Below are 20995 nucleotides of genomic sequence, written 5' to 3'. Positions count from 1 at the left end.
TTCTTTCGTTAAAAGTAAATGAAAACCGACAACCACTGCCCATCTGTGCTTAGTTCCATCTCTGCACTGAGAAGATGGCATAATTCCTCAGTGATATAAAGGCCTAAACCAGAGGATTCTTCCGTATCAGATAGATTTTCAGAATAAAAACGATTGCTGAGATTTTCTATTTTTTTGATGGGTTGTTTGACAAGGTTTGCAATCTCTAAGACAAGCTGTTCCTGTTCCTTTCTCAAAGATAGCCGTGCTTCTTCCTTACCATGTTTGAGGACATTTCCAAGCAAATTTTGTAAAATTCGATCCAGCAAGTCTTCATCGGTCCTCGTTTTTAAACCAGCTTCAACCTTAAAATCAAGCGTGATATTTGCAGCCTGAAAAACATCATAATAAGCCAGAGTCTTCTTGGTGATAAAAGCTGAAAGGTCCACTTCTTCCAGTTTCGGTTTGACAGCTCCTTCCATCAACCGACGGTATTCTAGGAGAGCCTCCAAACGTTTAGAAACTAAATCAAGATGCTGGGCTATTTTTTGTAAGGTTTCTGCTTGGTTTTCAGGAGACTTTATCAATTGTTGGGTGTAACCTGAAGCGATAGTCAAAGGGGTTCGAATATCATGAGCGATATTGCTGATGGCCATATCCAGAGTCTGTTTTTCCCTTTTCATCACCAACCGAGATTGTTCCACTTCTTGAAATAGATTTTCAATTTGCTGGTAGAGTTGTAAAAAATGTTTGGAAAAAATGTTGACTCCGACTCTTTTCATACTACCCGTGAGAATCTTGTCTTCAATCTGTTGACTCAAGTTTTTAAGTGCTAGATGGTAGCGAATCAATGCAATCGATAAAATAATTAAGAGTACCAGTAGGATAAAGATTATCATGTAAGTCATTGCTTGTCTCCTTTTAATCTTACCCCAACTCCCCAGATGGTTTCAATATATTCTTGATTTGGGTCAAGCTGGTTTAATTTTTTACGAAGATTACTCAAATGCGTATTGAGGGTATTATCTCCAGGTAGATAGCTATCCTCCCAGACCAATTCATAAAGTTCTTCCTTGGTAAATATTTTCTTAGGGTGTTTGAGGAGAGTTTGGAGAATCAAGCATTCTTTCTTGGCAAGGCGAATCGTTTCCTGACTATTTTTGATTTCAAAACTTTCTGCATCAAACTGGATATTTTTCAAGTTTTGTGGCAGATTTTCAGTTTTTTCTATTTCCATAGGCTGTTTTTCTATGCTTTGACGTAATTGAACAGTAACTCTGGCAAAGACTTCATCCAAATCAAAAGGTTTGACTATGTAATCATTTGCACCGTCTAAGAGGTATTGACTGATTAACTTCTTATCGCTCAAAGCCGTTAGCATAATGACTGGAGTTTGACTTTGTTCCCTGATGGCTTTTAAAACCTGATCCCCATTTTTCCCAGGAAGCATGATATCTAGCAACACGAGGTCAATCCCCCCTTGGTCAAAACGCATGATTCCTTCTGTACCAGAAAAGGCTTGAATTACCTCATGTTCCTCAGTAAGAAGTGTTCGCAAAATTTCTTGAATGTCACTATTGTCTTCAATAACCAATATCCTAGCCATAAATACCAACCTTTCTGCAACTATTATAGCATGTTTTATTGATAAAGCTTAAACAGAAAAGCTTTTTCCTCTTTTTCATTAAAATCGTGCAACTTTTTTCAGATACTTTTAAAAGATTGATTTCCTTATATTTTTCCTTTATACTGGATAAAAAGGAGAATAGTATGTCAGAAACAAATCACGAAATCGATTCAAATTTTGCAGGTCGTTTAAATATCCTGCGTGCGGGTGTTCTTGGTGCTAATGATGGAATTATTTCCATTGCTGGTGTGGTTATCGGGGTTGCCAGTGCTACGAGTAATATCTGGATTATCTTTTTATCAGGATTTGCAGCTATTTTGGCAGGTGCCTTTTCAATGGCTGGTGGAGAATATGTATCCGTTTCAACTCAAAAAGATACCGAGGAAGCGGCCGTTGCGCGTGAGAAACTCTTGCTAGACCAAGATATGGAACTAGCTAAAAAGTCCCTCGATGCTGCCTATATCCAAAATGGAGAATGTGAAACATCAGCCCAACTTCTCACCAACAAAGCCTTTTTAAATAATCCGCTTAAGGCTTTGGTAGAGGAAAAATATGGGATAGAGTATGAAGAGTTTACCAATCCTTGGCACGCTGCCATTTCTAGTTTTGTTGCCTTTTTCCTTGGAAGTTTGCCTCCAATGCTTTCAGTAACCATTTTCCCAAGTGAATACCGCATCCCTGCTACTGTCCTTATCGTCGGTGTGGCCCTTCTTCTCACTGGTTACACTAGTGCCAAACTTGGAAAAGCACCTACCAAAACAGCTATGATTCGGAACCTTTCTATTGGTCTCTTAACTATGGGAGTTACCTTTCTGCTAGGACAACTTTTCAGCATTTAATACTCTTCGAAAATCTCTTCAAACCACGTCAGCTTCGCCTTGCCGTAGATATGTTACTGACTTCGTCAGTTCTATCTGCAACCTCAAAACGGTGTTTTGAGCTGACTTCGTCAGTCTTATCTACAACCTCAAAACGGTGTTTTGAGCTGACTTCGTCAGTTTTATCTACAACCTCAAAACAGTGTTTTGAGCAACCTGCGGCTAGCTTCCTAGTTTGCTTTTTGATTTTCATTGAGTATAAAATACAAGAAATACCTCGATTTTGAAGTCGAGGTATCTTTTTTTACATTTGCACAATCTTGCGATAACTTCTTGAAGTAACCATGAAAATCAGCACATAGGCGATGAGGAAGATAGCGCAGATAGACAAGGTCACAATCAACATCATAGTCGTATCCAGTACACCAATCACTTTTAAAATCAGACTAAGCATATGGTAGGCAAAGGCTAGATGTAGGAAGGCAAAGAGCAAAGGAAGGAAGAAAACAGTTAAAACCTGTTTGTTAATGGTTTGCTTGATTTGCTTTTGATCTAAACCAACTTTCTGCAAGATAATAAAGCGCTCACGGTCTTCATAGCCTTCAGAAATTTGCTTGTAGTAGATGACCAGAACAGTTCCGACCATAAAGATAATGGATAGGAAAATACCGATAAAGAAGACACCACCAAAGAGGGCACTCATCTGAGTACTAGCATCTGATAAATTACTACCATAAACATAGCTACCTTCCGTGTTTAATTGAGCATTAAATTGATCGAGGTATTTATCATACTCCTCAGCGACCTTGAGTTGTTCTTCTTCACTGGCATTTACATTCATACCACCGTAAAACTGATTATAGATAGCCGAATCTGGGAATTGATCCAAAAAGGCTTGTAAATCAGGTACAACAAGATAATTGTAATCAGCAGTCAAAATATTAAACTGATTTGGAACGTGGTTCACAATGAAATCTTTATTAAATTCTTCTTTGACAGAAAATTGATGATCATTCAGAATTAGAGTTTTCTGTTCTTTAACTCCCTCATTCTTGGCAAAGAGTCCGACCTCATTTCCTGATAGAGACAGTTTTTGACCAGTCATATTTTCATAATCTTTTTGGTCAAATACCATGAAAACTGTTGTGGGTTGGACACGATTTTGTCCTTTTTCAAAAAGGGTTAACTTATTTCCTTCTTGGTTCGCAACACCGAAGTAAGTGTAACGAAACACTTCTTTTTCTTTAATCTTATAACCTTTGTCACTTGCAAACTGGCTCAAGAGTTTATCCAAGTCTTCTTTTTCAACATTTTGCCCTGAAACTCCAAAATCATGAGGATTTAGAACTTTTTTAAAGCTTTCTGCGGAATTGAAAATGCTTGTCGCTGCTGACATGGTTACCAAAACCATTGTTGACAAGATAGCGATGGTTGCTAGTCCAACTGCATTTTTCTTCATACGGAAAATCAAGTTGGAAACAGAGATGAGGTTATTAGGTTGGTAATAGTATTTCTTGTTTTTCTTTAAGATTTGGAGGAAAACGGTAATCCCTGCATTGAACAAGAGATAGGTACCAAAGATAACCAGTAAAACAGCTAGGAAGAAGGTTGTTAGGGCTGTAAGAGGATCTTTTACCGTAAGGGCAAGATAATAGCCAATCCCTAAACTAATGGAACCAAGAATCGTTTGGAGAGGTAGGAAACGACCTTTTTTCTCACCACTAGCTTTCTCACGAGAGAGCTGAAGGGCATTCATACGGGCGATTCGAAGGGCATTCAGGAACATGAGGCCTAGGAAAATCAATCCAAAGACAACAAGTACTGCAATGACAACTTTCATCTGGAAGGTAGCGACCAGCTCAACCTTCAATTTCATCAGTTTGAGCAAGAAAGCGAAAATTAACTTGTCAAACAAGGCTCCAATACCGATACCCGCTCCAACAGTTAGAATCCCAAATACCACTAACTCCTTAAAGGTCATACTAATCAGATGGCGCTTCTCCAAGCCCAACATGCCATAAATTCCCAGTTCCTTGGAACGGTTTTTCATAACAAAACTATTGGCATAGAGGACGATAATGGCTGACGCAAGGGTGACGACAAACATACCAAATCCTAGAGTAGCTTGAATGGTGTTTCCTCCACGGATTTCAGCAATCTTGGGATTGAAAGTTAGAGAGTAAAAGAGATAGGTGACAGTGACTGCCAAAAGAACAGCCAGCGCAAAAGGATAGTAGAGTTTGCGGTTTTTAATCAAGTTCGATACCGCTAACTTATTGGTTAATCGAAACATACTAATTCACCTCGCTTGCCATGACAGTCAAGGTATCAGAGATTTCTTGGAACATCTGACGATCTGTCTTCTCTCCACGGTAGATTTGGTTGTAAAGAATGCCGTCTTTGATAAAGAGTACACGTTTAGCTCTGCTAGCTGCTGCTGTTGAGTGAGTTACCATAAGAATGGTTTGGCCACGCTCATTGATTTCATCAAAAACATCAAGTAAGGCTGCAGATGACTTGGAGTCAAGAGCTCCTGTCGGTTCGTCCGCAAGGAGAATTTCAGGTTCTGTGATGATGGCGCGGGCTACTGCTACACGCTGTTTCTGCCCACCTGAAATCTCGTAAGGGTACTTCTCTTGCAATTGGTTGATGCCTAGATTCTCAGCTGTCACCACCAATTTCTTCATCATCTCCGTAATGGGTCTTCTTGACAAGACAAGAGGAAGCAAGATATTGTCCTTAACAGACAGAGTATCTAGCAAGTTAAAGTCTTGGAAGACAAAGCCCAGCTTTTCACGACGGAAGCTAGAAGCCTGTGAATTTTTAATGGTTGCGGTGTCAGTTCCATTCAAGTAAACCTGCCCACGACTTGGTTTATCCAGCATAGCTAGGATATTGAGAAGAGTTGATTTACCAGAACCAGACTCACCCATGATGGCAACGTAGTCACCTTTTTCCACGGTAAAGTGAATATCCTTGAGGGCCTCTACTTGGTTGCCCTGAAAACGAGTTTTATAAATTTTTTGAACGTGTTTTACATCTAAAAGTGTCATGAGAATCTCCTTTCTTAATATCCCATCAAATGAAATGTCGCTTGCATCATAGCGCATCCCAGTTGAACGCGCTCGATATCTTTGTGGCTTGGTTTTCTTGTTTTCTTATGTAAGATTTGTTTCATGATGTTACTCCTTTGTTCTTTATGAGTCTAGTTTACATCAAAAAAAGACCTCTTGCCATAACCTAACCTTACAAAAGAGACTTTAATCTTACATTTTTGTAAGATTGGGGGGAAATGTAGGAAAAATTACTTAGAAAATGTTTTGATTTCCTATTTTTAAAATTGTAAAATATAAGTGTGAAAAGGCTTACTTTGGAAAGGAGGAAGCGGGAACTATCATTTGAGTAAGCTTACCTAGATAACATACCATTAAATTCAACACTTTCAAATCGAACTACCTATAAGGAAAGAAGGTGCGCCTTAATGAAACACAAAGAACATATACTCATCGGACTTCTCTATCTCCTCTCTCCATTCATCGGTCAACTCTTAGTTGAAAAAACATACTTTATCGGTACAGAATTTACAGCTACTGCTTATGCTATTTGCTGGCTATCAGTTGTTATCAGCATCCACCATTTTTCAAAAAATGTATTGTCTCAGCATGAAAAATCAGATTAGAAATCTAAGTTCAAAAAGATGCTTTTAGTTTGTGGATGAAGCTGGCAAAATATTATTAAAAGTAAAAAAGCTTTAAATCAAGCAGTTTAGACTATTGATTTAAAGCTTTTTTGCTTATTCCAAATCTTTTGTATAAGGCTATTAGCTATGTACAGAAAAATCCTATTTCCATAAATATGTAAGTAGCTATCTCCTTATTAACTAAGTACCTCACCAAAACCAACCTTCATTATCGTCAATAGCTTGGGCTTCTTTGCGTTTGCGTGGGCCTGTTCCGTACATTTCTGCTTCGATTTCTTCCTTGGTTGGCATGATAGAAGCTAGGATGATATAGATAATCACGCCAAGTCCAAAGTTTGCAACTGTAAAAATGGCAAACAAGAAACGAACAAGGGTAACATCAAAGTTCCACTTGTCTGACAAACCTGCCAAAACTCCTGAAATCATGCGATTTCGTCTCATTTTATAAAATTTACTGTTCATGATATTTCCTCTTTCTGCTAGGTTAGACATAGTATATCACGGGTAGGCTCGGCTTTCATCAGTCCTCAGGCTGATTTATCAGAAGCAATTTACCTCGACAAAGTCCACAGCGATAGCGTTTAGTATCAATCCTTCTCTTGCGCTGATACCTTTGCTGGCAGGATTGGCAACGATAGAGCTTGATTGACTTGGAGTTGCTATTGGACAAGGATGGCACAAAGCGTAATCCATCCACTGCTTTCAAAAGTTCCTTAAAATCCCGATCCTTGTGTTGATAGCCCTTCCCTTGAAAATAGAGGTGATAATGACAGAGTTCATGTCGGACAATTTTCCTAAAAACATCCAGACCCAGTTCCTGATAAACCTTGGGATTAAAATCCAAGTGCCCATCTTTTGGGAAAAATCGCCCACCTGTCGAACGTAGACGCCTATTCCACTGGACATGATGGATAAAAGGTCTCCCGAAGTCTTCTAGCGAAACTTGCTTGACGTAATCAGTTAGATTCATCTGGAGCGAGGAGCGACAGATTGACTTTTTCACGTTCAGTATCAATTTTCTTGACCCAAACGGTCACCAAATCACCAACGGACACCACTTGGCTTGGGTGTTTGATAAATTTGCGACTCATATGGGAAATATGAATCAAGCCGTCCTCATGAATACCGATATCAACGAAGGCACCGAAATCAACGACGTTACGCACCACTCCTTCTAGCTTCTGACCAACCACTAAGTCTTTGATATCTAGGACATCTTGGCGAAGCACAGGTGCGTCAAAGGAATCACGGAAATCTCGACCTGGTTTGAGAAGATCTGCAATGATATCTTTAAGAGTTTCTGGACCAAGGTCTAACTCTTGCGCCATTTTCTTGACTGAAAGCGACTTGAGTTTGCCTTGGGCTTGTTCGTTTAGGTCTTTAATATCTAAACGTTTGAAGAGCTCCTTAACTGCAGCATAGTTTTCTGGGTGAACTCCTGTATTGTCAAGGATATTACTACTTTCAGGGATACGAAGGAAACCAGCTGCCTGCTCAAAGACCTTGGCTCCCAGACGGGGAACTTTCTTGATTTGGGCGCGTGAAGTGATTTTTCCTTCTTCCTCACGGTATTTGACAATATTTTCAGAGATAGTTTTATTGAGTCCAGCAACGTGGGAAAGAAGAGCTGGACTGGCCGTATTGATATTGACACCGACTTGGTTAACCACCGTATCCACGACAAAGTCCAGACTTTCAGATAGTTTCTTCTGGCTGACATCGTGCTGGTATTGACCGACACCAATTGACTTAGGATCGATTTTGACCAATTCCGCAAGAGGATCTTGCAAACGACGGGCAATAGAGATGGCAGAGCGTTTTTCAACGGTCAAATCTGGAAACTCCTGACGAGCAAGTTCGCTGGCAGAATAGACCGAAGCACCACTTTCATTGACGATAACATAGCTGACTTCAGGAAAATCTTTAAGAACTTCCGCCACAAAGGCTTCACTTTCACGACTAGCAGTCCCGTTTCCGATGGCAATGATCTCTACACCGTATTGACCAATCAAATCTGCCAAATCTTTCTTGGCTTCTTCGATTTGACGAGCTGATGCTGGTTTAACAGGATAAATAACCTGAGTTGTCAGCATTTTTCCTGTTGCATCCACGACAGCTAGCTTGGCACCTGTACGAAAGGCTGGGTCAAACCCAAGAACCACGCGCCCTTTTAAAGGAGCAACCAAGAGGAGATTGCGCAGGTTGTCAGAAAAGAGTTGGATAGCTCCTTCTTCTGCTTTCTCAGTCAATTCTGTCCGAATACGTCGCTCGATAGCTGGCAAGACCTTTTTCTTAACAGATTGCTGAACGACTTCATCAATATAGGCATTTTTCACCTTGAAACGAGCAGCAAAGAAAGCTAGAATACGGTCCGTTGCATGTTCAAAACCGACCTTCAAGACACCTAGCTTCTCCCCACGATTGAGGGCCAAGGTACGATAACCCTGCATATTTCCAACCGTTTCTGAAAAATCATAATAAATCTGAAAAACCTGCTTTTCATCAAGACTTTCATCCTTAACTTGAGAAGTTAGTTTAGAGTGTCTCAGCACCTCCTGATAAGTCATGGAACGCAAGGCCACATCTTCCGATAAGGCTTCAACCAAAATATCAACTGCACCAGCCAAGGCTTCCTTACCAGTCGCAAATCCTTCACAGACAAACTTTTCAGCCTCTTTCTCTAAATCAGCTACATTCTGCAAAATCAGACGAGCAAGAGGAAAGAGTCCAGCTTCACGGGCAATGGTTGCCTTGGTTCGACGTTTTTCCTTATAAGGAAGGTAGAGTTCTTCTACATCTGCTAATTTTTCGGCAGCTAAGATAGCTTCTTCCAATTCCTTGGTCAGCTTGCCTTGTTCTTGAATCTTAGCTAAAACAGCTTCCTTACGGTCGTTGAGGTTGGTCAGACTTTTATCCAAGTCAATAATGGCCTTAATCGCCACCTCATCCAGACTACCAGTCATGTCCTTGCGATAACGCGCGATGAAGGGAATTGTCGCCCCTTCAGCTGTCAAACTGAGAACGGTATCGATTTGCTTTAACGTCACTCCCAAATCTTGGGAGATTTTTTCATATTTTTTATCCATAAACCTATTATACCACAAGCTAGAAGGCTTGCTCCAATCCTTTTCAACTATCGAAAACAAATTAAAAAACTCCCTTTTCCTCAAAATAATAGTATAATAGAGGTAGAATTTAGAATCGAGGTACACCTATGGCTGTAAAATTTACAAAACGAGACGACTTGGACAAGATGTTTGAAGAGTTTGCTAAACTTCCAGATTTGAAACAAGTCACTTTCCCTGATGACAAAGAGAAAAAAGCCAAAACAGAAAAGAAAAACTAGATGACTGCTTTTCAACAACTCCCATCTAGTGTGCTTCAGACTGGGGCTATTTTTCTCTCCATTATAATTGAAGCCCTCCCCTTCGTTCTGATAGGAAGCATTGTCTCAGGGCTGATTGAGGTCTATATCACACCTGACAAAGTTTATCATTTTCTCCCTCGAAATCGTTGGGGGAGAATCTTTTTTGGCACCTTCGTAGGGATTCTTTTCCCCTCTTGTGAATGTGGAATCGTCCCCATTATCAATCGTTTTCTTGAAAAAAAGGTTCCCAGTTACACAGCCGTTCCCTTTCTTGTGACAGCACCTGTTATCAATCCCATTGTTCTCTTTGCGACCTATTCTGCCTTTGGCAACTCCTTCCATATCGCGCTGTTACGAGCTCTGGGTTCCATCGTTGTGGCTGTAATACTAGGAATTTTTCTAGGATTTTTCTGGCAAGAACCGATTCAGAAAGAAAATCGGTTGGCCTGTCATGAGCATGATTTTTCTCACTTAAGCCCTGCAAAAAAGGTTTTTCAGGTTTTTGTGCAAGCAATTGATGAATTTTTTGATACGGGGCGTTATTTGGTATTCGGCTGTCTCTTTGCCTCTGTTATACAGGTCTACGTTCCAACTCGGATTCTGACCTCTATCAGTGCAACCCCTATTTTTGCCATCCTGCTCTTGATGCTTTTGGCCTTTCTTCTCTCTCTCTGCAGTGAGGCGGATGCCTTTATCGGTGCTTCTCTTCTCTCGAGTTTCGGTTTGGCACCAGTTCTGGCCTTTCTGGTGATTGGCCCAATGCTGGATATCAAAAATATTCTCATGATGAAAAATTACTTGAAAGCACGATTTATCAGTCACTTCATAACGATTGTAACTCTTGTCGTCTTAGTCTATTCTCTCTTGATTGGAGTCATCCTATGATTCGATTTTTAGTTTTAGCTGGCTATTTTGAACTGACTATTTACCTCCATCTGTCAGGCAAATTAAACCAGTACATCAACATGCACTATTCCTATCTGGCCTATATCTCCATGGTGCTTTCATTTATCTTGGCAATTGTTCAACTGTATATCTGGATGAAGCAAGTCAAAACCCACAGTCATCTGAACAGCCGATTGGCCAAGATGACGAGTATTTCTCTTCTGGCTATTCCACTTGTCGTCGGCTTAACTTTCCCAACTGTTAGCTTGGATTCTCAGACCGTTTCAGCTAAAGGCTATCATTTCCCTCTATCGGAAGGAACGAATCTAGCCATTCAGACAAGTGAAGGGACGACAAGCCAATATTTGAAACCAGATACCAGTTCTTATTTTTCAAAATCAGCCTATGAAAAGGAAATGCGAACGGCGGCGGATAAATACTTATCCCAAGATAGCATTAACATTACTAACGAAAACTATATGGAAGTCATGGAAGCTATCTACGACTATCCAGATGAGTTTGAGGGTAAGACAGTCCAGTTCACAGGCTTTGTCTATAACGACCCCAGTCATGCCAATAGCCAATTTTTGTTCCGCTTCGGCATTATCCACTGTATCGCAGATTCTGGTGTGTATGGATTGCTGACCAAGGGAAATAACCGGCAGTACGAGAACAATACCTGGATAACAGCCAAAGGAAAACTGGTCAATCACTACCATAAAGAACTCAAACAAAACCTTCCAACCTTGGAAATCGAAAGCTTTACCAAAGTCGATAAACCAGAAAATCCCTATGTTTATCGAGCTTTTTAAGGAAATCAATATAAAAACGAACAAGTTCTCTTCTGAATAACAGAAAAGATCCTGTTCGTTTTTTGTTGAGTATTGTATAGTAGAATATAAATTGCGATTTTTAAAATGATATATAACTAGTGAACAATTCACAAATCAAATACATTTTCATTCTCTACTTAATACTATGCTTATTCATCTTTTGTTCAAAGATAGTCGTGATAATTTGACGCAATTCTTCGCGTTCTTTTTCTGGAATCTCACCACTTGTTTGAGCTGCAGCGTAAAGCTCAGGGTGTTCGATTGAAATGCGTTTAATCGTACGTGTCGTAGCATGTTTTCTGACGAAAAATGGGATTCGCTTAATCAAGTCTTGTGAGACAAGCGCAAGAATCTTCTCAGCAGTTTCCTTGTCACTAATCTTAGACGTAGTCAGCCCCTTCTTAATCATTTCCTGTTCTTTTTCTGTAAAATCTTTTAATTCCATTCGATTAGTCCTCCTATTTTCTCTACCTTAAATTATAAACCAATCCAGATAAAACTACAAATGGACTGTCTGGAAATAGGTACAATACTGTAAAGACGACTCTGTTCTTTAATTATAAATCTTCCTCCTCAGTCACTTCCCATACTTCTGATTGATAGCCATTCCCATCAATATCGTATCTTTGGATATAGCCAATAAATGTTTCATTTTTTCCTGGTTTCTGGCTATTAACGATTGAAATAACCCACCAACTCATCAAAAATAGAAATAAAAATCCTAGGATTACTGTCATATCATACCACCATTAAAGTTTAACCCACTTATCATTATCCATGATAAAAGGCCGAGCCAGTCCCTCGCCTGTATAGTCCGCATACTTAGTGCCTAAATACTTGTAACAATCTTCCTTGCTGGCAAATTTAATCGCTTGGTAGGGCTCTTCGAAAGTCAATTTCTCTACAAATAAGAATCCATCATCAGCAGGCACTAAGACTCCAACGTGGCCTACAAACAGATACTCACCATCCAGATTGTCGTGCAAGACTACAGACAGCATTCGAGCTTTGTCGTTGAATTGAAATTGGGAGAAGAATGTTTCCATCTTTTCAGCGTGAACCTTGACATCTGTAGTTGCCTCAGTTGGAACTCTCGAAAATAGAATATCAAACTCTTCCTTATCTTGAGAATCAAAGACCTTTCCCTTATCAATCGCATCATTATCTAGGAAAAGCAATTGGTCATTCTTTTCAATCTTGGGAATGGTGACTGAATTTTTCAAAAGACAATAACTATTGATACGGCAGTTGGTCCCAACGAAATCGCACTTCTTTTGATTCCAAAGGTTACTAATTTTCTCAACATCGTATTCGGTGTGAGTAAAGGAAGTAAAATCTCCCGATAAGCCAGTTGACCCGACAATGGTATTGTAATCATTAACGAGATTAAAAAATGCATCAACACTATTTGGATCCAAATGGGCTGATAAGAGAGATTTGACCTCTTCTGTACTTACCTGGTTGTTTAGGTTGGTGTATGAAGCTTTCCATGGCACTTTCGTTGAACTACTTTGCCTTTGACTCGTCCCATTCGAAATTGTAGCATCTTGTTGACAGGCAGGCAAGCCTAAAAACAAGATTGAACAGATTCCTAATGTGGCTAATTTTCGTGATTTCTTCATCTCTTTCTCCTTTTTACAGGTTTAGTAACCAGCCTTATTATACTACATAAGTTGGCAATAATACCATGATCGACATCAACCACTTTTTAGAAAATCACAAATCCATTTTGAGAGATCACAAGCTGATTCTCCGATTCTTGGCAATTACTTTCTAGTGCTACGGTTTCCTTCTCTAAAAGATAATCTTCTTTTGATTGGTTAAAGATAGCTTTAAAGACCCGACCTTCGTATTCCCATTTCAACGTCACTAAATCAGGTTTGATTTCTTGGAGACTATACTTACCATGCGAAATGATTTCTGACGCATATTTTCTAATATTAATCAGCTTCTTCATGAAGCTCAGCATATCATGGTCACTTGATACGCGTTCCCAAGGCATACAGCGACGACAATCTGGGTCTGGACCGCCGGTTAAGGAAAGCTCGGTTCCGTAATAGATGCAAGGTGTTCCTTTTTGTAAAAAGAGAAAGGCTAGGGCTGATTTAACCAGTTGAACATCCTCATTGGCCGTCCACAAGATTCGTGCTGTATCATGCGAATCCAATAGATTAAACATGACCTCTGAAATCTGCTGCTTGTAATACATAGACTGACCATTGATTTCATCGATGAATTGGTCTGTCTTCTTAATTCCTCGTAAGAAATAGTCCTTGATACTATCAGATAAAGGATAATTCATGACCGCATGGAACTCATCTCCATTTAACCAAGGCTGAGACGTATGCCAGACTTCTCCTAGGATATAAAGATCAGGCTTTTTAGCTAAAACTGCATTACGAAAATCCCTCCAAAACTGATGGTCAATCTCATTAGCCACATCCAAACGCCAAGCATCGATATCAAACTCTTCAATCCAATAAGTCGCAACCTTTAAAAGATAGTCCTTGACCTCTGGATTAGCTGTATTTAGCTTAGGCAAATAGTCCTCGAAACCAAAAGCATGATAGGGTAAGTCACTCTTATTAGCAAGTTTTTCAGTCGTCACTGGGAATTGTTGAATATGGAACCAATCTTTATAAGCAGATTGCTCACCATTTTTGACAACATCTTGCCATTGAGGAGATTGCGAACCAATATGATTAAATACAGCGTCCAGCATGATTTTCATACCTCGCTGATGCGCTTGCTCGACCAGCTCTCGAAAGATTTCCTTGTCTCCAAAATGACGGTCAATTTCGAAATAATCCGTCGTATTGTACTTGTGATTGCTCGTCGATTCAAAGATGGGACAGAGATAAAGACCAGTAATGCCCAAGTCTTGCAAGTAATCCAGATGGTCAATAATGCCTTGTAAATCACCACCAAAGAAATCATCACTACTAGGTGTGATAGATGAATCCCAGTCTAAAGTCCCTTCTGGGTCTAATCGAGCATTTCCATTGGCAAATCTCTCAGGAAATATCTGATACCATACCGTATTTGAAACCCAGTCAGGAACCTTGCAGGTATCAATCTCATGAAGATAGGGCAACTTAAATCCATTCCCAATAGCATGAAGATTTTCTAGAGAATTTTCCACACAACCTTTATCACCATACAAAATACTTTGACCTTCTGTATCCATGACTTCAAAGAGATACTGGATACGTGCAAAGTCAACGGACACTTCAACCTGCCAATAATCAAAGATGGCGTCAGAAGTCAGCTTGGGCATTTCCTTTGTATCCTGATAAAACTCCTCCATAAAAATAAAAGGGTCACCATAATGCAAGGTGATACTCTCAATATCCCCTTTCTTAGTTCGAATCCGAATATGAAGTTTCTTATCCTTATAAAGATAGGCATACTCCGACTCAGTCCTATGGTAAATAGCACTTAATTCCATCAATTTGTCTCCTAAAGTTTTAATCTATTTTTACGCAAACGTTTTTAAAGTTAATAAATCCAGTATACTATTTTTGTAGACTATTTGCAAGAATGGTCCATTTTTAAAAGAACTATCTTTTTAAGTATACAAAAAGCCTTAAAAAAGGCTTTATCTATATACTATTCATCTTTCGGTTTTGAAAATACTTCTACTCGTTGAGCTAAAACTTTGATTTCTACAGGTAGGTTATCCGATTTATCGCCGTCAACATCCGACTCCAATTCACTATCTGAAGAGATTTTAATATTGCGCGCTCTGATATACTCTATATTATCATTGCCGACAACATCTCCTTTTAGTAAATCAGGAATGACAGATAATTTAGAGAATATAGAAGCATCTTTCAGAATCAAAATGTTGGCATAGCCGTCTTTATTTTCTTCAAAGATTTTCTTATCAGCGAAGTAATTTGTCAAGAGAACCAACACATGGCTCGCTTCACCAACATAATTTTCATTTTCTGTCTCAACCTTAATATTAAAGACCTGATCCGTCATGACAGACTTCATAGTATTTACAGCATAGGCTAAAATACCGAATTTTGTCTTATCTTCAATTTCAACATTGTGAATCGCTTCTGGCAGAGAACCGATACTAAAGATATAGCCAAAATAATTGTCATTCGCTTTACCGATATCAATCTTATTGGTTAAATCAAAATCCAGTTCATCAATCGCGCCATCGATGTCTTGATTGATTTCCAACAGTTTTGTAATGAGGTTTCCCGTACCGCCTGGGATAATCCCTAACTTAGGAATGTAGTCTCTCTCAGCAATATCCGAAATGACTTCATTAACAGTCCCATCTCCACCAAAAACAACCACTGCATCGTACTGCTCACGAGAAGCTTCCTCAGCAAAATTTGTTGCATCTAGCGCTTTTTCTGTTATTTTGGTTTCTACGTGCTCAAAGTATTCTTTTGCTTTATTTTCCAGCTTATCTTTGTAATCCAAAGCCTTCTCGCCACCAGAAGTAGGGTTGATAATTAACATTGCTTTTTTCATTGATTTTCTCCTTAATATTCTTTAGAAATCTTTATATTCCATTATATGAAACTAAATGTATCCCTATTATATACAATGAAAATACAGAAAAGAGAAACCTGACGTACTGGAGATTAATACGCTTTTATTCTATTTTCCCATCGCATAACTACATCTTTTAAGGGAGCATCCAAGTAAGAATAGGCCTTTTCCTTGATTAAATCAGGGATACCGTAAGCTGCCTCTGCTATGCTGCCAGTAATTGCAGCCAGAGTATCACTATCGCCACCAAGGGAAATGGCATTTCTTATCGCATCTTCGAAATCTGTACTCTCAAGAAAGGCGATAATGGCTTGAGGGACAGTTTCTTGACATGTTTCGTTAAAACGATAGTTAGGGCGGATTTCATCTAAAGTTTGAGATAGATTGTAGCCGTATGTCTTCTTTATATAATCCTTAATCCGTCTTTTACACTCTGTAGGATTGTCGTTAATTGGTTGCTCGTACTCTCTACAATGACCACCAAAGTAAAAACGACATAGAAAAATAGCATCAGCTGTAGCCATAGCGCCTTTGACACCTTCTGGATGATTATGGGTTCTCTGCAGAAAGACTCGCAAGTCCTCTAGATGATGACCACATTCCGGTTCTCTCATAAAAACCACAGTCCATGACCCAAGCACATGGAGAAACACGCATAGCTGATCCATTCCCAAAGCTATTATAAGGCTCACGGTTATCGCTGTTTAGCCATGCATTGAACCGAGCACCGTAATCAGCATTCGGATACAGTCTGCCATATTTCTTCATCGCGTCAATGAAGTCGTCTTTTTGTCCCCCATTCATAATTGCTTCTGCAACAGCACAGGTCATAACCGTATCATCTGTAAAAAAGCAGTCCTTCCGAAATAAAGGAAAGTCCTTCGTTTTGATATTGTTCCATTCGTAAACAGAACCTACAATGTCTCCAATAATTGCTCCGAGCATCAGATTCCTCCTTCTAAGTTTTTATAATCTACTCTAAACTTCTCTAGTATTCTTTTTTCTCCATAATTAAAATAGATATTTTTATAGCGATTCCTATGATAATAATACTAATAAAAACTATTCCAATAAAAATCATTAATCTCGAATTCTTTAAGAAAAACTCTACAACATTAGTCAGTAAATTTGATTTTGCTTTAAAAAAACTAGATAGAGCAAATACTGTAAAGTATGTTATAACCATGATCAGCCTACCTTTTTCAGCACCGTACTTAAGAATAAACGGAAGTTGAATAGCTGATATCAAAATACTTACAACTAATGTAATTAGTGAGATAAATATGATGCTGTCTATTAACATCTCTTTTTTTATTACCAATTGAACAAATAAACAAACTGAACCTACTAATCCAAAAACAAACGCAAAAAACAATTTACTTAGTACAAAGCTACTCTTTTTAATAGGCATGGAAAAGGCAAATTGTTCAAACTTCGATCTCGTATCATAGCCAAAAGCGATAGCAGTTAAAATTAACGGTATCATAGTACAAATAAGCGGTATCATAAAAATTTCATTTTCATATACCCCATAAACAATGAGTGCAATACAGAGAGTAATCGTTAATAGTAGTGTTTTCTTTAAAGTAGCTATATCTTTTAATATTAATGCAGTCATTATCTTTCATCTCCTTTCAAAAAATATATCATAATATCTTCGATAGAAGGTTTTTGTAATCTGATTCCATCTGGAATAAAATTTCTTTTAACAAGCATCTCTTGTCCAAATGCGTGTATCCTTCTCCCAATTATAGCTTTCTCATCAAGATTTTTAACTTCTTCATTAGATAAAGTACAGATAGCATAGTTTTCTTTGAGTTCATCCTTTGATTCAACAAAAAGTACTTTACCATCATTGATAAAAGCAATATAATCCGCCACTTTCTCTAAATCTGATAGGATATGTGACGATATTAAAATTGTATGATTTTCATCTTGAATAAAGTCAAGAAGAAAATCTAAAATTTCGTCCCGTACAATCGGATCCAGTCCACTTGTAGCTTCATCCAAAATGAGAATTTCTGCTTTATGAGATAAAGCTACTGCCATCGATAATTTCATTCTCATTCCACGAGAATAACTTTGAATAGCCTGTTTTTCAGATAATTTAAATTTCTTTTTTAATTGATAGAAAAATTCTCTGTCCCATTTTGAATATACCCTTGAACAAAATTTTTCTAAATCAACGAGTGTCATTTCTTCCGGCACTAATAAATCATCAAACACTACTCCAATTTTATCTTTCAATTCAAGACTATTAGGATTATCATAACCTAAAATTTTAATTTCTCCTGAGTCTTTCTTAAGTAATCCTAACAATAATTTTATGGTTGTACTTTTACCAGCCCCGTTTTGGCCAATGTATCCGACAATAGAGCCTTTAGGAATAGAAAAATCTATCGGTCCTAATGTAAAGTCATCAAATTTTTTAACCAAGTTTTTGATTTCAATAGCAAAATCACTCATATTTTCCCTCCATATAACTACTAAACATCTCTACCAACTCATCATTGGTAACACCTGCAATCGCTGAAAGCTCAAGAATATCTTGCATTTTTGATTCGATTCGTTTCAAATATTCTTCTCGAATAAGCTCTTTATTTTGAGGTGCAACAAAATTACCTTTACCTTGAACTGAATTAATGAAACCATCAAGTTCTAGATCATCAAAAGCTCTTTTAGCAGTTATCATACTCACTCGAAGTTCTTTAGCTAAAAATCTGATGGATGGTAATTGCTCGCCAACCTTTAATTTTCCCGAAATAATCTGAGCCTTTATTTGATTTTTAATCTGTAAATAAATCGGATTATCACTTGAATTATCAATCTGTATATTCACCCTCCATATCCTCCTAACTATCCAACTGTCATCTCTGTTTTATCTGTTTATATTATATCATAACAGTTATATAAGTTCAATATTTAACAATCTGTATGAAACATATTATTGTTTAAATTGATTCCTTTTCAATTTAAATTTTTAATATAACAAAAAGCCTTACAATCAAGGCTTTTCTTAATCACTTTCGTTCACAGTTTTATACGTTTTTACCATCAACAGCATAAGTCATAATCGTATCGTCAGTGAAAAAGCAGTCTTCCCTGAATAAAGAAAAAACCTTCGTTTTGATATTGTTCCATTCGTAAACTGAACCTACAATATCTCCAATAATTGCTCCTAGCATAAGGTTCCTCTTTATGGCATATCAGATTCGTTACAAATTTCTAATGAATCACTCTTTAAAAATGGAACCACCAAATCAATCCACTCATAAGGCAGGTAAGCTGATAAATAACCGTGGTTATACCCTTTTGCTTCATACAAAATTGTATTTGAATGTAGCTGATGAAATAATTTCGCTGATTCTTTCACACAGTTCAATTCTTTTTCACCATAGATATACAGAACCTGAGCCTTGCTAGCAGAAATCATATCTTTCAGCTTGTAATGCCCCATATAGTTTTTGTAAATGGTCACCAATGTTTTGACAGGCGTCCTTGGAAGATCCTCCAAATAATAAGCTTTTATTTCCTCTGGATAAGCCAGTTTAGGATAGAGTTTGTTCATCATGCTTAACTGAAGTTTGCAAGAGAATTTATTGAACATCAGTTTACCAAATAGAGACACTAGAAAGATGCTGATTTTAGCTAACCTTGGTTGAGGAATACAGAGGCTTCCGTCTATAATGGTCTTCTCAGCAATTTCACTGTCTAAAGATAAAAGCTCCATGGTAATTTGACCACCAAGTGAAACACCACCGATTGCAAACAATTTTCCACCACAGTTTGCTTTGATATAGTCTAGAATCTCCAAAGCAGAATCTTCAGTAGAAACATAATCAAGTTGATATTCCTCGCCATGACCATTCAAAGTAGGTAAAATAACACGGTATTTTTCTGACAAGATACGTTCTTGACGAAGATAATTCCACCAAGAACTGCCACCACCATGTATCAGTAAAATAGGAGGCAAATTCTTATTACCAAATTCATGGAATTTCATGTTTAAACTCCTTACTGTAGGACTTTCACTAGCTACATCCTTGTTTAATCAGTTTGAATAAGCAGTGATACGCCTCAACGTGTGTTAATATTCTACTTTTATACTAATAAACAAAAGGCAGTAAAAATCATTTTAGAATGATACTGTGGAACGGAAAGATTATCACTACTTCCAAAAGAAACGACATTCATCACTCCACTTTAAATTATAATAGATAATTCTCTAACATAGATCATCTAATTATCCAATCGTTACTTTCAATAATGGATATACTGATCTAAATTTTAAAATGTTGTTTCCTTACTAATCCTATTACTCGCCAATATTGTATAAATTAAATAAGTAATAAATATGATAATAAAAATAAGATTAATTTTTAACACAAAATAGAGATTTAACAAATTTGCGAATGCATGAAATAATAGACAGTACCCCACAGATTTCGTTTGACGATAAAGAAGCCCTAAAACAAAACTTAAAAATAATGTATATATAAAAAATAAAATAAAAGGAAATCCTTGATGGCTTTCTCCAACTATAAACCATAAAGGCAGATGCCAAATCCCCCAAATTGATCCTACAATCAAATTAGATTGCCAATAAGTATATTTTTTATCAAGTAACGGTTGTAATATACCTCTCCATCCTAATTCTTCATGTCCACCACCAAAAAAAATTAATTGTATAAAGAATAGCGGCATCAGATAAATTGATACTCCGTTTAATTCTAAGGAAGATACAGAAAATAGTATCAAAATTGCTAACAAATGAATAATGAAATAAATACTACTATTTTTTCTTTTATTAAATACAAAATGTTTAAATTTTATATTATTACTTTTCAAATAAAAGCCACTTGCAATAGCTGGACCAAGTGCACCTACTATATGTAACATTCTCCCTATAAATGTTTCTAATCCCAAAATATGAGATTGCGTAAAGATGGCAAGAATCCCCCAAGCTATATAAGTAATTCCAAATGTACAATAAAGATAATTTTTTAAATTCCTTTTATCAATTTCTGTCATTTTATCTTCCTAATCTTGATTATTTTATGAATAATATTTTTACTGCTTCTTAGTTGCTCTCGGTTATAACTACCTATATTCTATCACAAAAATAGGAGCAGTTTAATTGACTGTTCCTGTTTTTTTATTACAAATATTCTCGAACAATTATCGTCACAACAGAATATAATTCATAGTTTACGTTTAAGTACTATTTTGTTACTAACTAGCTAACAAAAAGAGTGAGGAAATCAAACGTTT

Annotated in this window: 23 protein-coding genes and 2 pseudogenes; 5 read left to right on the top strand and 20 right to left on the bottom strand. The window is 37.6% G+C overall.

Annotated elements, in window-relative coordinates; genetic code table 11:
- Positions 1 to 8: 8 nt before the first annotated feature.
- The gene (locus PCY12_RS03615; protein WP_301351584.1) at positions 9 to 887 is read right to left on the bottom strand and encodes a HAMP domain-containing sensor histidine kinase; all 879 of its coding nucleotides are present in this window, start codon (positions 885 to 887) and stop codon (positions 9 to 11) included.
- A complete protein-coding gene (locus PCY12_RS03610) occupies positions 884 to 1585 on the bottom strand; it encodes a response regulator transcription factor (RefSeq protein ID WP_301351582.1) in 702 nt (233 codons plus the stop codon). The genes PCY12_RS03615 and PCY12_RS03610 overlap by 4 nt, the downstream gene beginning before the upstream one ends.
- A gap of 164 nt (positions 1586 to 1749) precedes the next feature.
- Here PCY12_RS03610 and PCY12_RS03605 point away from each other — a divergent pair, with 164 nt between their 5' ends.
- Positions 1750 to 2445, top strand: a complete 696-nt coding sequence (locus PCY12_RS03605; RefSeq protein ID WP_301351580.1) for a VIT family protein — start codon at positions 1750 to 1752, stop codon at positions 2443 to 2445.
- Between the two features lie 28 nt (positions 2446 to 2473).
- Here PCY12_RS03605 and PCY12_RS03600 read toward each other — a convergent pair whose 3' ends face one another.
- The 3 genes from PCY12_RS03600 to PCY12_RS03590 are packed head-to-tail and all read right to left on the bottom strand — an operon-like array spanning position 2474 to position 5477.
- Entirely contained in the window at positions 2474 to 2677 is a 204-nt protein-coding gene (locus tag PCY12_RS03600) for a hypothetical protein (RefSeq protein ID WP_301351578.1), read from the bottom strand.
- A gap of 51 nt (positions 2678 to 2728) precedes the next feature.
- Positions 2729 to 4717: an ABC transporter permease gene (locus tag PCY12_RS03595; protein WP_301351577.1), complete on the bottom strand. Its 1989-nt coding sequence runs from the start codon at positions 4715 to 4717 to the stop codon at positions 2729 to 2731.
- Position 4718: 1 nt separating this feature from the next.
- Complete coding sequence (locus tag PCY12_RS03590; RefSeq protein WP_301351574.1) at positions 4719 to 5477, bottom strand: ABC transporter ATP-binding protein; 759 nt, start codon at positions 5475 to 5477, stop codon at positions 4719 to 4721.
- A gap of 428 nt (positions 5478 to 5905) precedes the next feature.
- On the opposite strand from PCY12_RS03590, the gene PCY12_RS03585 reads away from it, so the two are divergent.
- Positions 5906 to 6103, top strand: coding sequence for a hypothetical protein (locus tag PCY12_RS03585; protein WP_049524568.1), 198 nt, complete (start codon positions 5906 to 5908; stop codon positions 6101 to 6103).
- Between the two features lie 210 nt (positions 6104 to 6313).
- On the opposite strand, the gene PCY12_RS03580 is transcribed toward PCY12_RS03585, so the two are convergent.
- From PCY12_RS03580 to PCY12_RS03570, 3 genes are read right to left on the bottom strand one after another with little or no spacing between them, the layout of a single operon-like run.
- Positions 6314 to 6586 (bottom strand): PspC domain-containing protein, encoded by a 273-nt coding sequence (locus PCY12_RS03580; protein ID WP_001085044.1) that lies wholly within the window; start codon positions 6584 to 6586, stop codon positions 6314 to 6316.
- Positions 6587 to 6644: 58 nt separating this feature from the next.
- Entirely contained in the window at positions 6645 to 7094 is a 450-nt protein-coding gene (locus PCY12_RS03575; protein ID WP_301351713.1) for a SprT family protein, read from the bottom strand.
- Positions 7081 to 9210, bottom strand: coding sequence for a Tex family protein (locus tag PCY12_RS03570; RefSeq protein WP_301351573.1), 2130 nt, complete (start codon positions 9208 to 9210; stop codon positions 7081 to 7083). The genes PCY12_RS03575 and PCY12_RS03570 overlap by 14 nt, the downstream gene beginning before the upstream one ends.
- Positions 9211 to 9338: 128 nt before the next feature.
- Here PCY12_RS03570 and PCY12_RS03565 point away from each other — a divergent pair, with 128 nt between their 5' ends.
- The 3 genes from PCY12_RS03565 to PCY12_RS03555 are packed head-to-tail and all read left to right on the top strand — an operon-like array spanning position 9339 to position 11188.
- Complete coding sequence (locus PCY12_RS03565) at positions 9339 to 9470, top strand: SPJ_0845 family protein (protein WP_049511209.1); 132 nt, start codon at positions 9339 to 9341, stop codon at positions 9468 to 9470.
- Positions 9471 to 10376, top strand: coding sequence for a permease (locus tag PCY12_RS03560; RefSeq protein WP_301351572.1), 906 nt, complete (start codon positions 9471 to 9473; stop codon positions 10374 to 10376). It abuts the gene before it with no gap.
- Positions 10373 to 11188: a TIGR03943 family protein gene (locus PCY12_RS03555; RefSeq protein WP_301351570.1), complete on the top strand. Its 816-nt coding sequence runs from the start codon at positions 10373 to 10375 to the stop codon at positions 11186 to 11188. Before PCY12_RS03560 ends, PCY12_RS03555 begins: the two co-directional genes overlap by 4 nt.
- Positions 11189 to 11342: 154 nt before the next feature.
- On the opposite strand, the gene PCY12_RS03550 is transcribed toward PCY12_RS03555, so the two are convergent.
- The 12 genes and pseudogenes from PCY12_RS03550 to PCY12_RS03495 form a co-directional block, all read right to left on the bottom strand.
- Entirely contained in the window at positions 11343 to 11654 is a 312-nt protein-coding gene (locus PCY12_RS03550; RefSeq protein ID WP_301351568.1) for a hypothetical protein, read from the bottom strand.
- A 112-nt stretch (positions 11655 to 11766) separates the two neighbouring features.
- A complete protein-coding gene (locus tag PCY12_RS03545; protein WP_301351567.1) occupies positions 11767 to 11946 on the bottom strand; it encodes a hypothetical protein in 180 nt (59 codons plus the stop codon).
- Between the two features lie 12 nt (positions 11947 to 11958).
- The gene (locus PCY12_RS03540) at positions 11959 to 12831 is read right to left on the bottom strand and encodes a DUF4300 family protein (protein WP_301351565.1); all 873 of its coding nucleotides are present in this window, start codon (positions 12829 to 12831) and stop codon (positions 11959 to 11961) included.
- An 86-nt stretch (positions 12832 to 12917) separates the two neighbouring features.
- Positions 12918 to 14657, bottom strand: a complete 1740-nt coding sequence (locus PCY12_RS03535; RefSeq protein ID WP_301351563.1) for a glycoside hydrolase family 13 protein — start codon at positions 14655 to 14657, stop codon at positions 12918 to 12920.
- Positions 14658 to 14818: 161 nt separating this feature from the next.
- Positions 14819 to 15703: a diacylglycerol kinase family protein gene (locus PCY12_RS03530; protein ID WP_301351562.1), complete on the bottom strand. Its 885-nt coding sequence runs from the start codon at positions 15701 to 15703 to the stop codon at positions 14819 to 14821.
- 113 nt (positions 15704 to 15816) lie between these two features.
- Positions 15817 to 16669: pseudogene (locus PCY12_RS03525) on the bottom strand (ADP-ribosylglycohydrolase family protein).
- 43 nt (positions 16670 to 16712) lie between these two features.
- Positions 16713 to 17342: an ABC-2 transporter permease gene (locus PCY12_RS03520; protein ID WP_301351560.1), complete on the bottom strand. Its 630-nt coding sequence runs from the start codon at positions 17340 to 17342 to the stop codon at positions 16713 to 16715.
- Positions 17342 to 18190 (bottom strand): ABC transporter ATP-binding protein, encoded by an 849-nt coding sequence (locus PCY12_RS03515; RefSeq protein WP_301351558.1) that lies wholly within the window; start codon positions 18188 to 18190, stop codon positions 17342 to 17344. Before PCY12_RS03515 ends, PCY12_RS03520 begins: the two co-directional genes overlap by 1 nt.
- Entirely contained in the window at positions 18183 to 18563 is a 381-nt protein-coding gene (locus tag PCY12_RS03510; protein WP_301351556.1) for a GntR family transcriptional regulator, read from the bottom strand. The genes PCY12_RS03515 and PCY12_RS03510 overlap by 8 nt, the downstream gene beginning before the upstream one ends.
- A 217-nt stretch (positions 18564 to 18780) precedes the next feature.
- Positions 18781 to 18909: pseudogene (locus tag PCY12_RS03505) on the bottom strand (ADP-ribosylglycohydrolase family protein); the annotation flags it as partial.
- An 11-nt stretch (positions 18910 to 18920) separates the two neighbouring features.
- On the bottom strand, positions 18921 to 19727 hold the full coding sequence (locus PCY12_RS03500) for an alpha/beta hydrolase (RefSeq protein WP_301351554.1): 807 nt from the start codon (positions 19725 to 19727) through the stop codon (positions 18921 to 18923).
- A 284-nt stretch (positions 19728 to 20011) separates the two neighbouring features.
- Entirely contained in the window at positions 20012 to 20755 is a 744-nt protein-coding gene (locus PCY12_RS03495; RefSeq protein WP_301351552.1) for a CPBP family intramembrane glutamic endopeptidase, read from the bottom strand.
- Positions 20756 to 20995: the final 240 nt, after the last annotated feature.

The organism is Streptococcus sp. SPS1, from assembly GCF_030439915.1.
Lineage (GTDB): Bacteria > Bacillota > Bacilli > Lactobacillales > Streptococcaceae > Streptococcus.
Note: the sequence above shows the minus strand (reverse complement) of the source record. Positions and strands in the feature narration are given on the sequence as shown.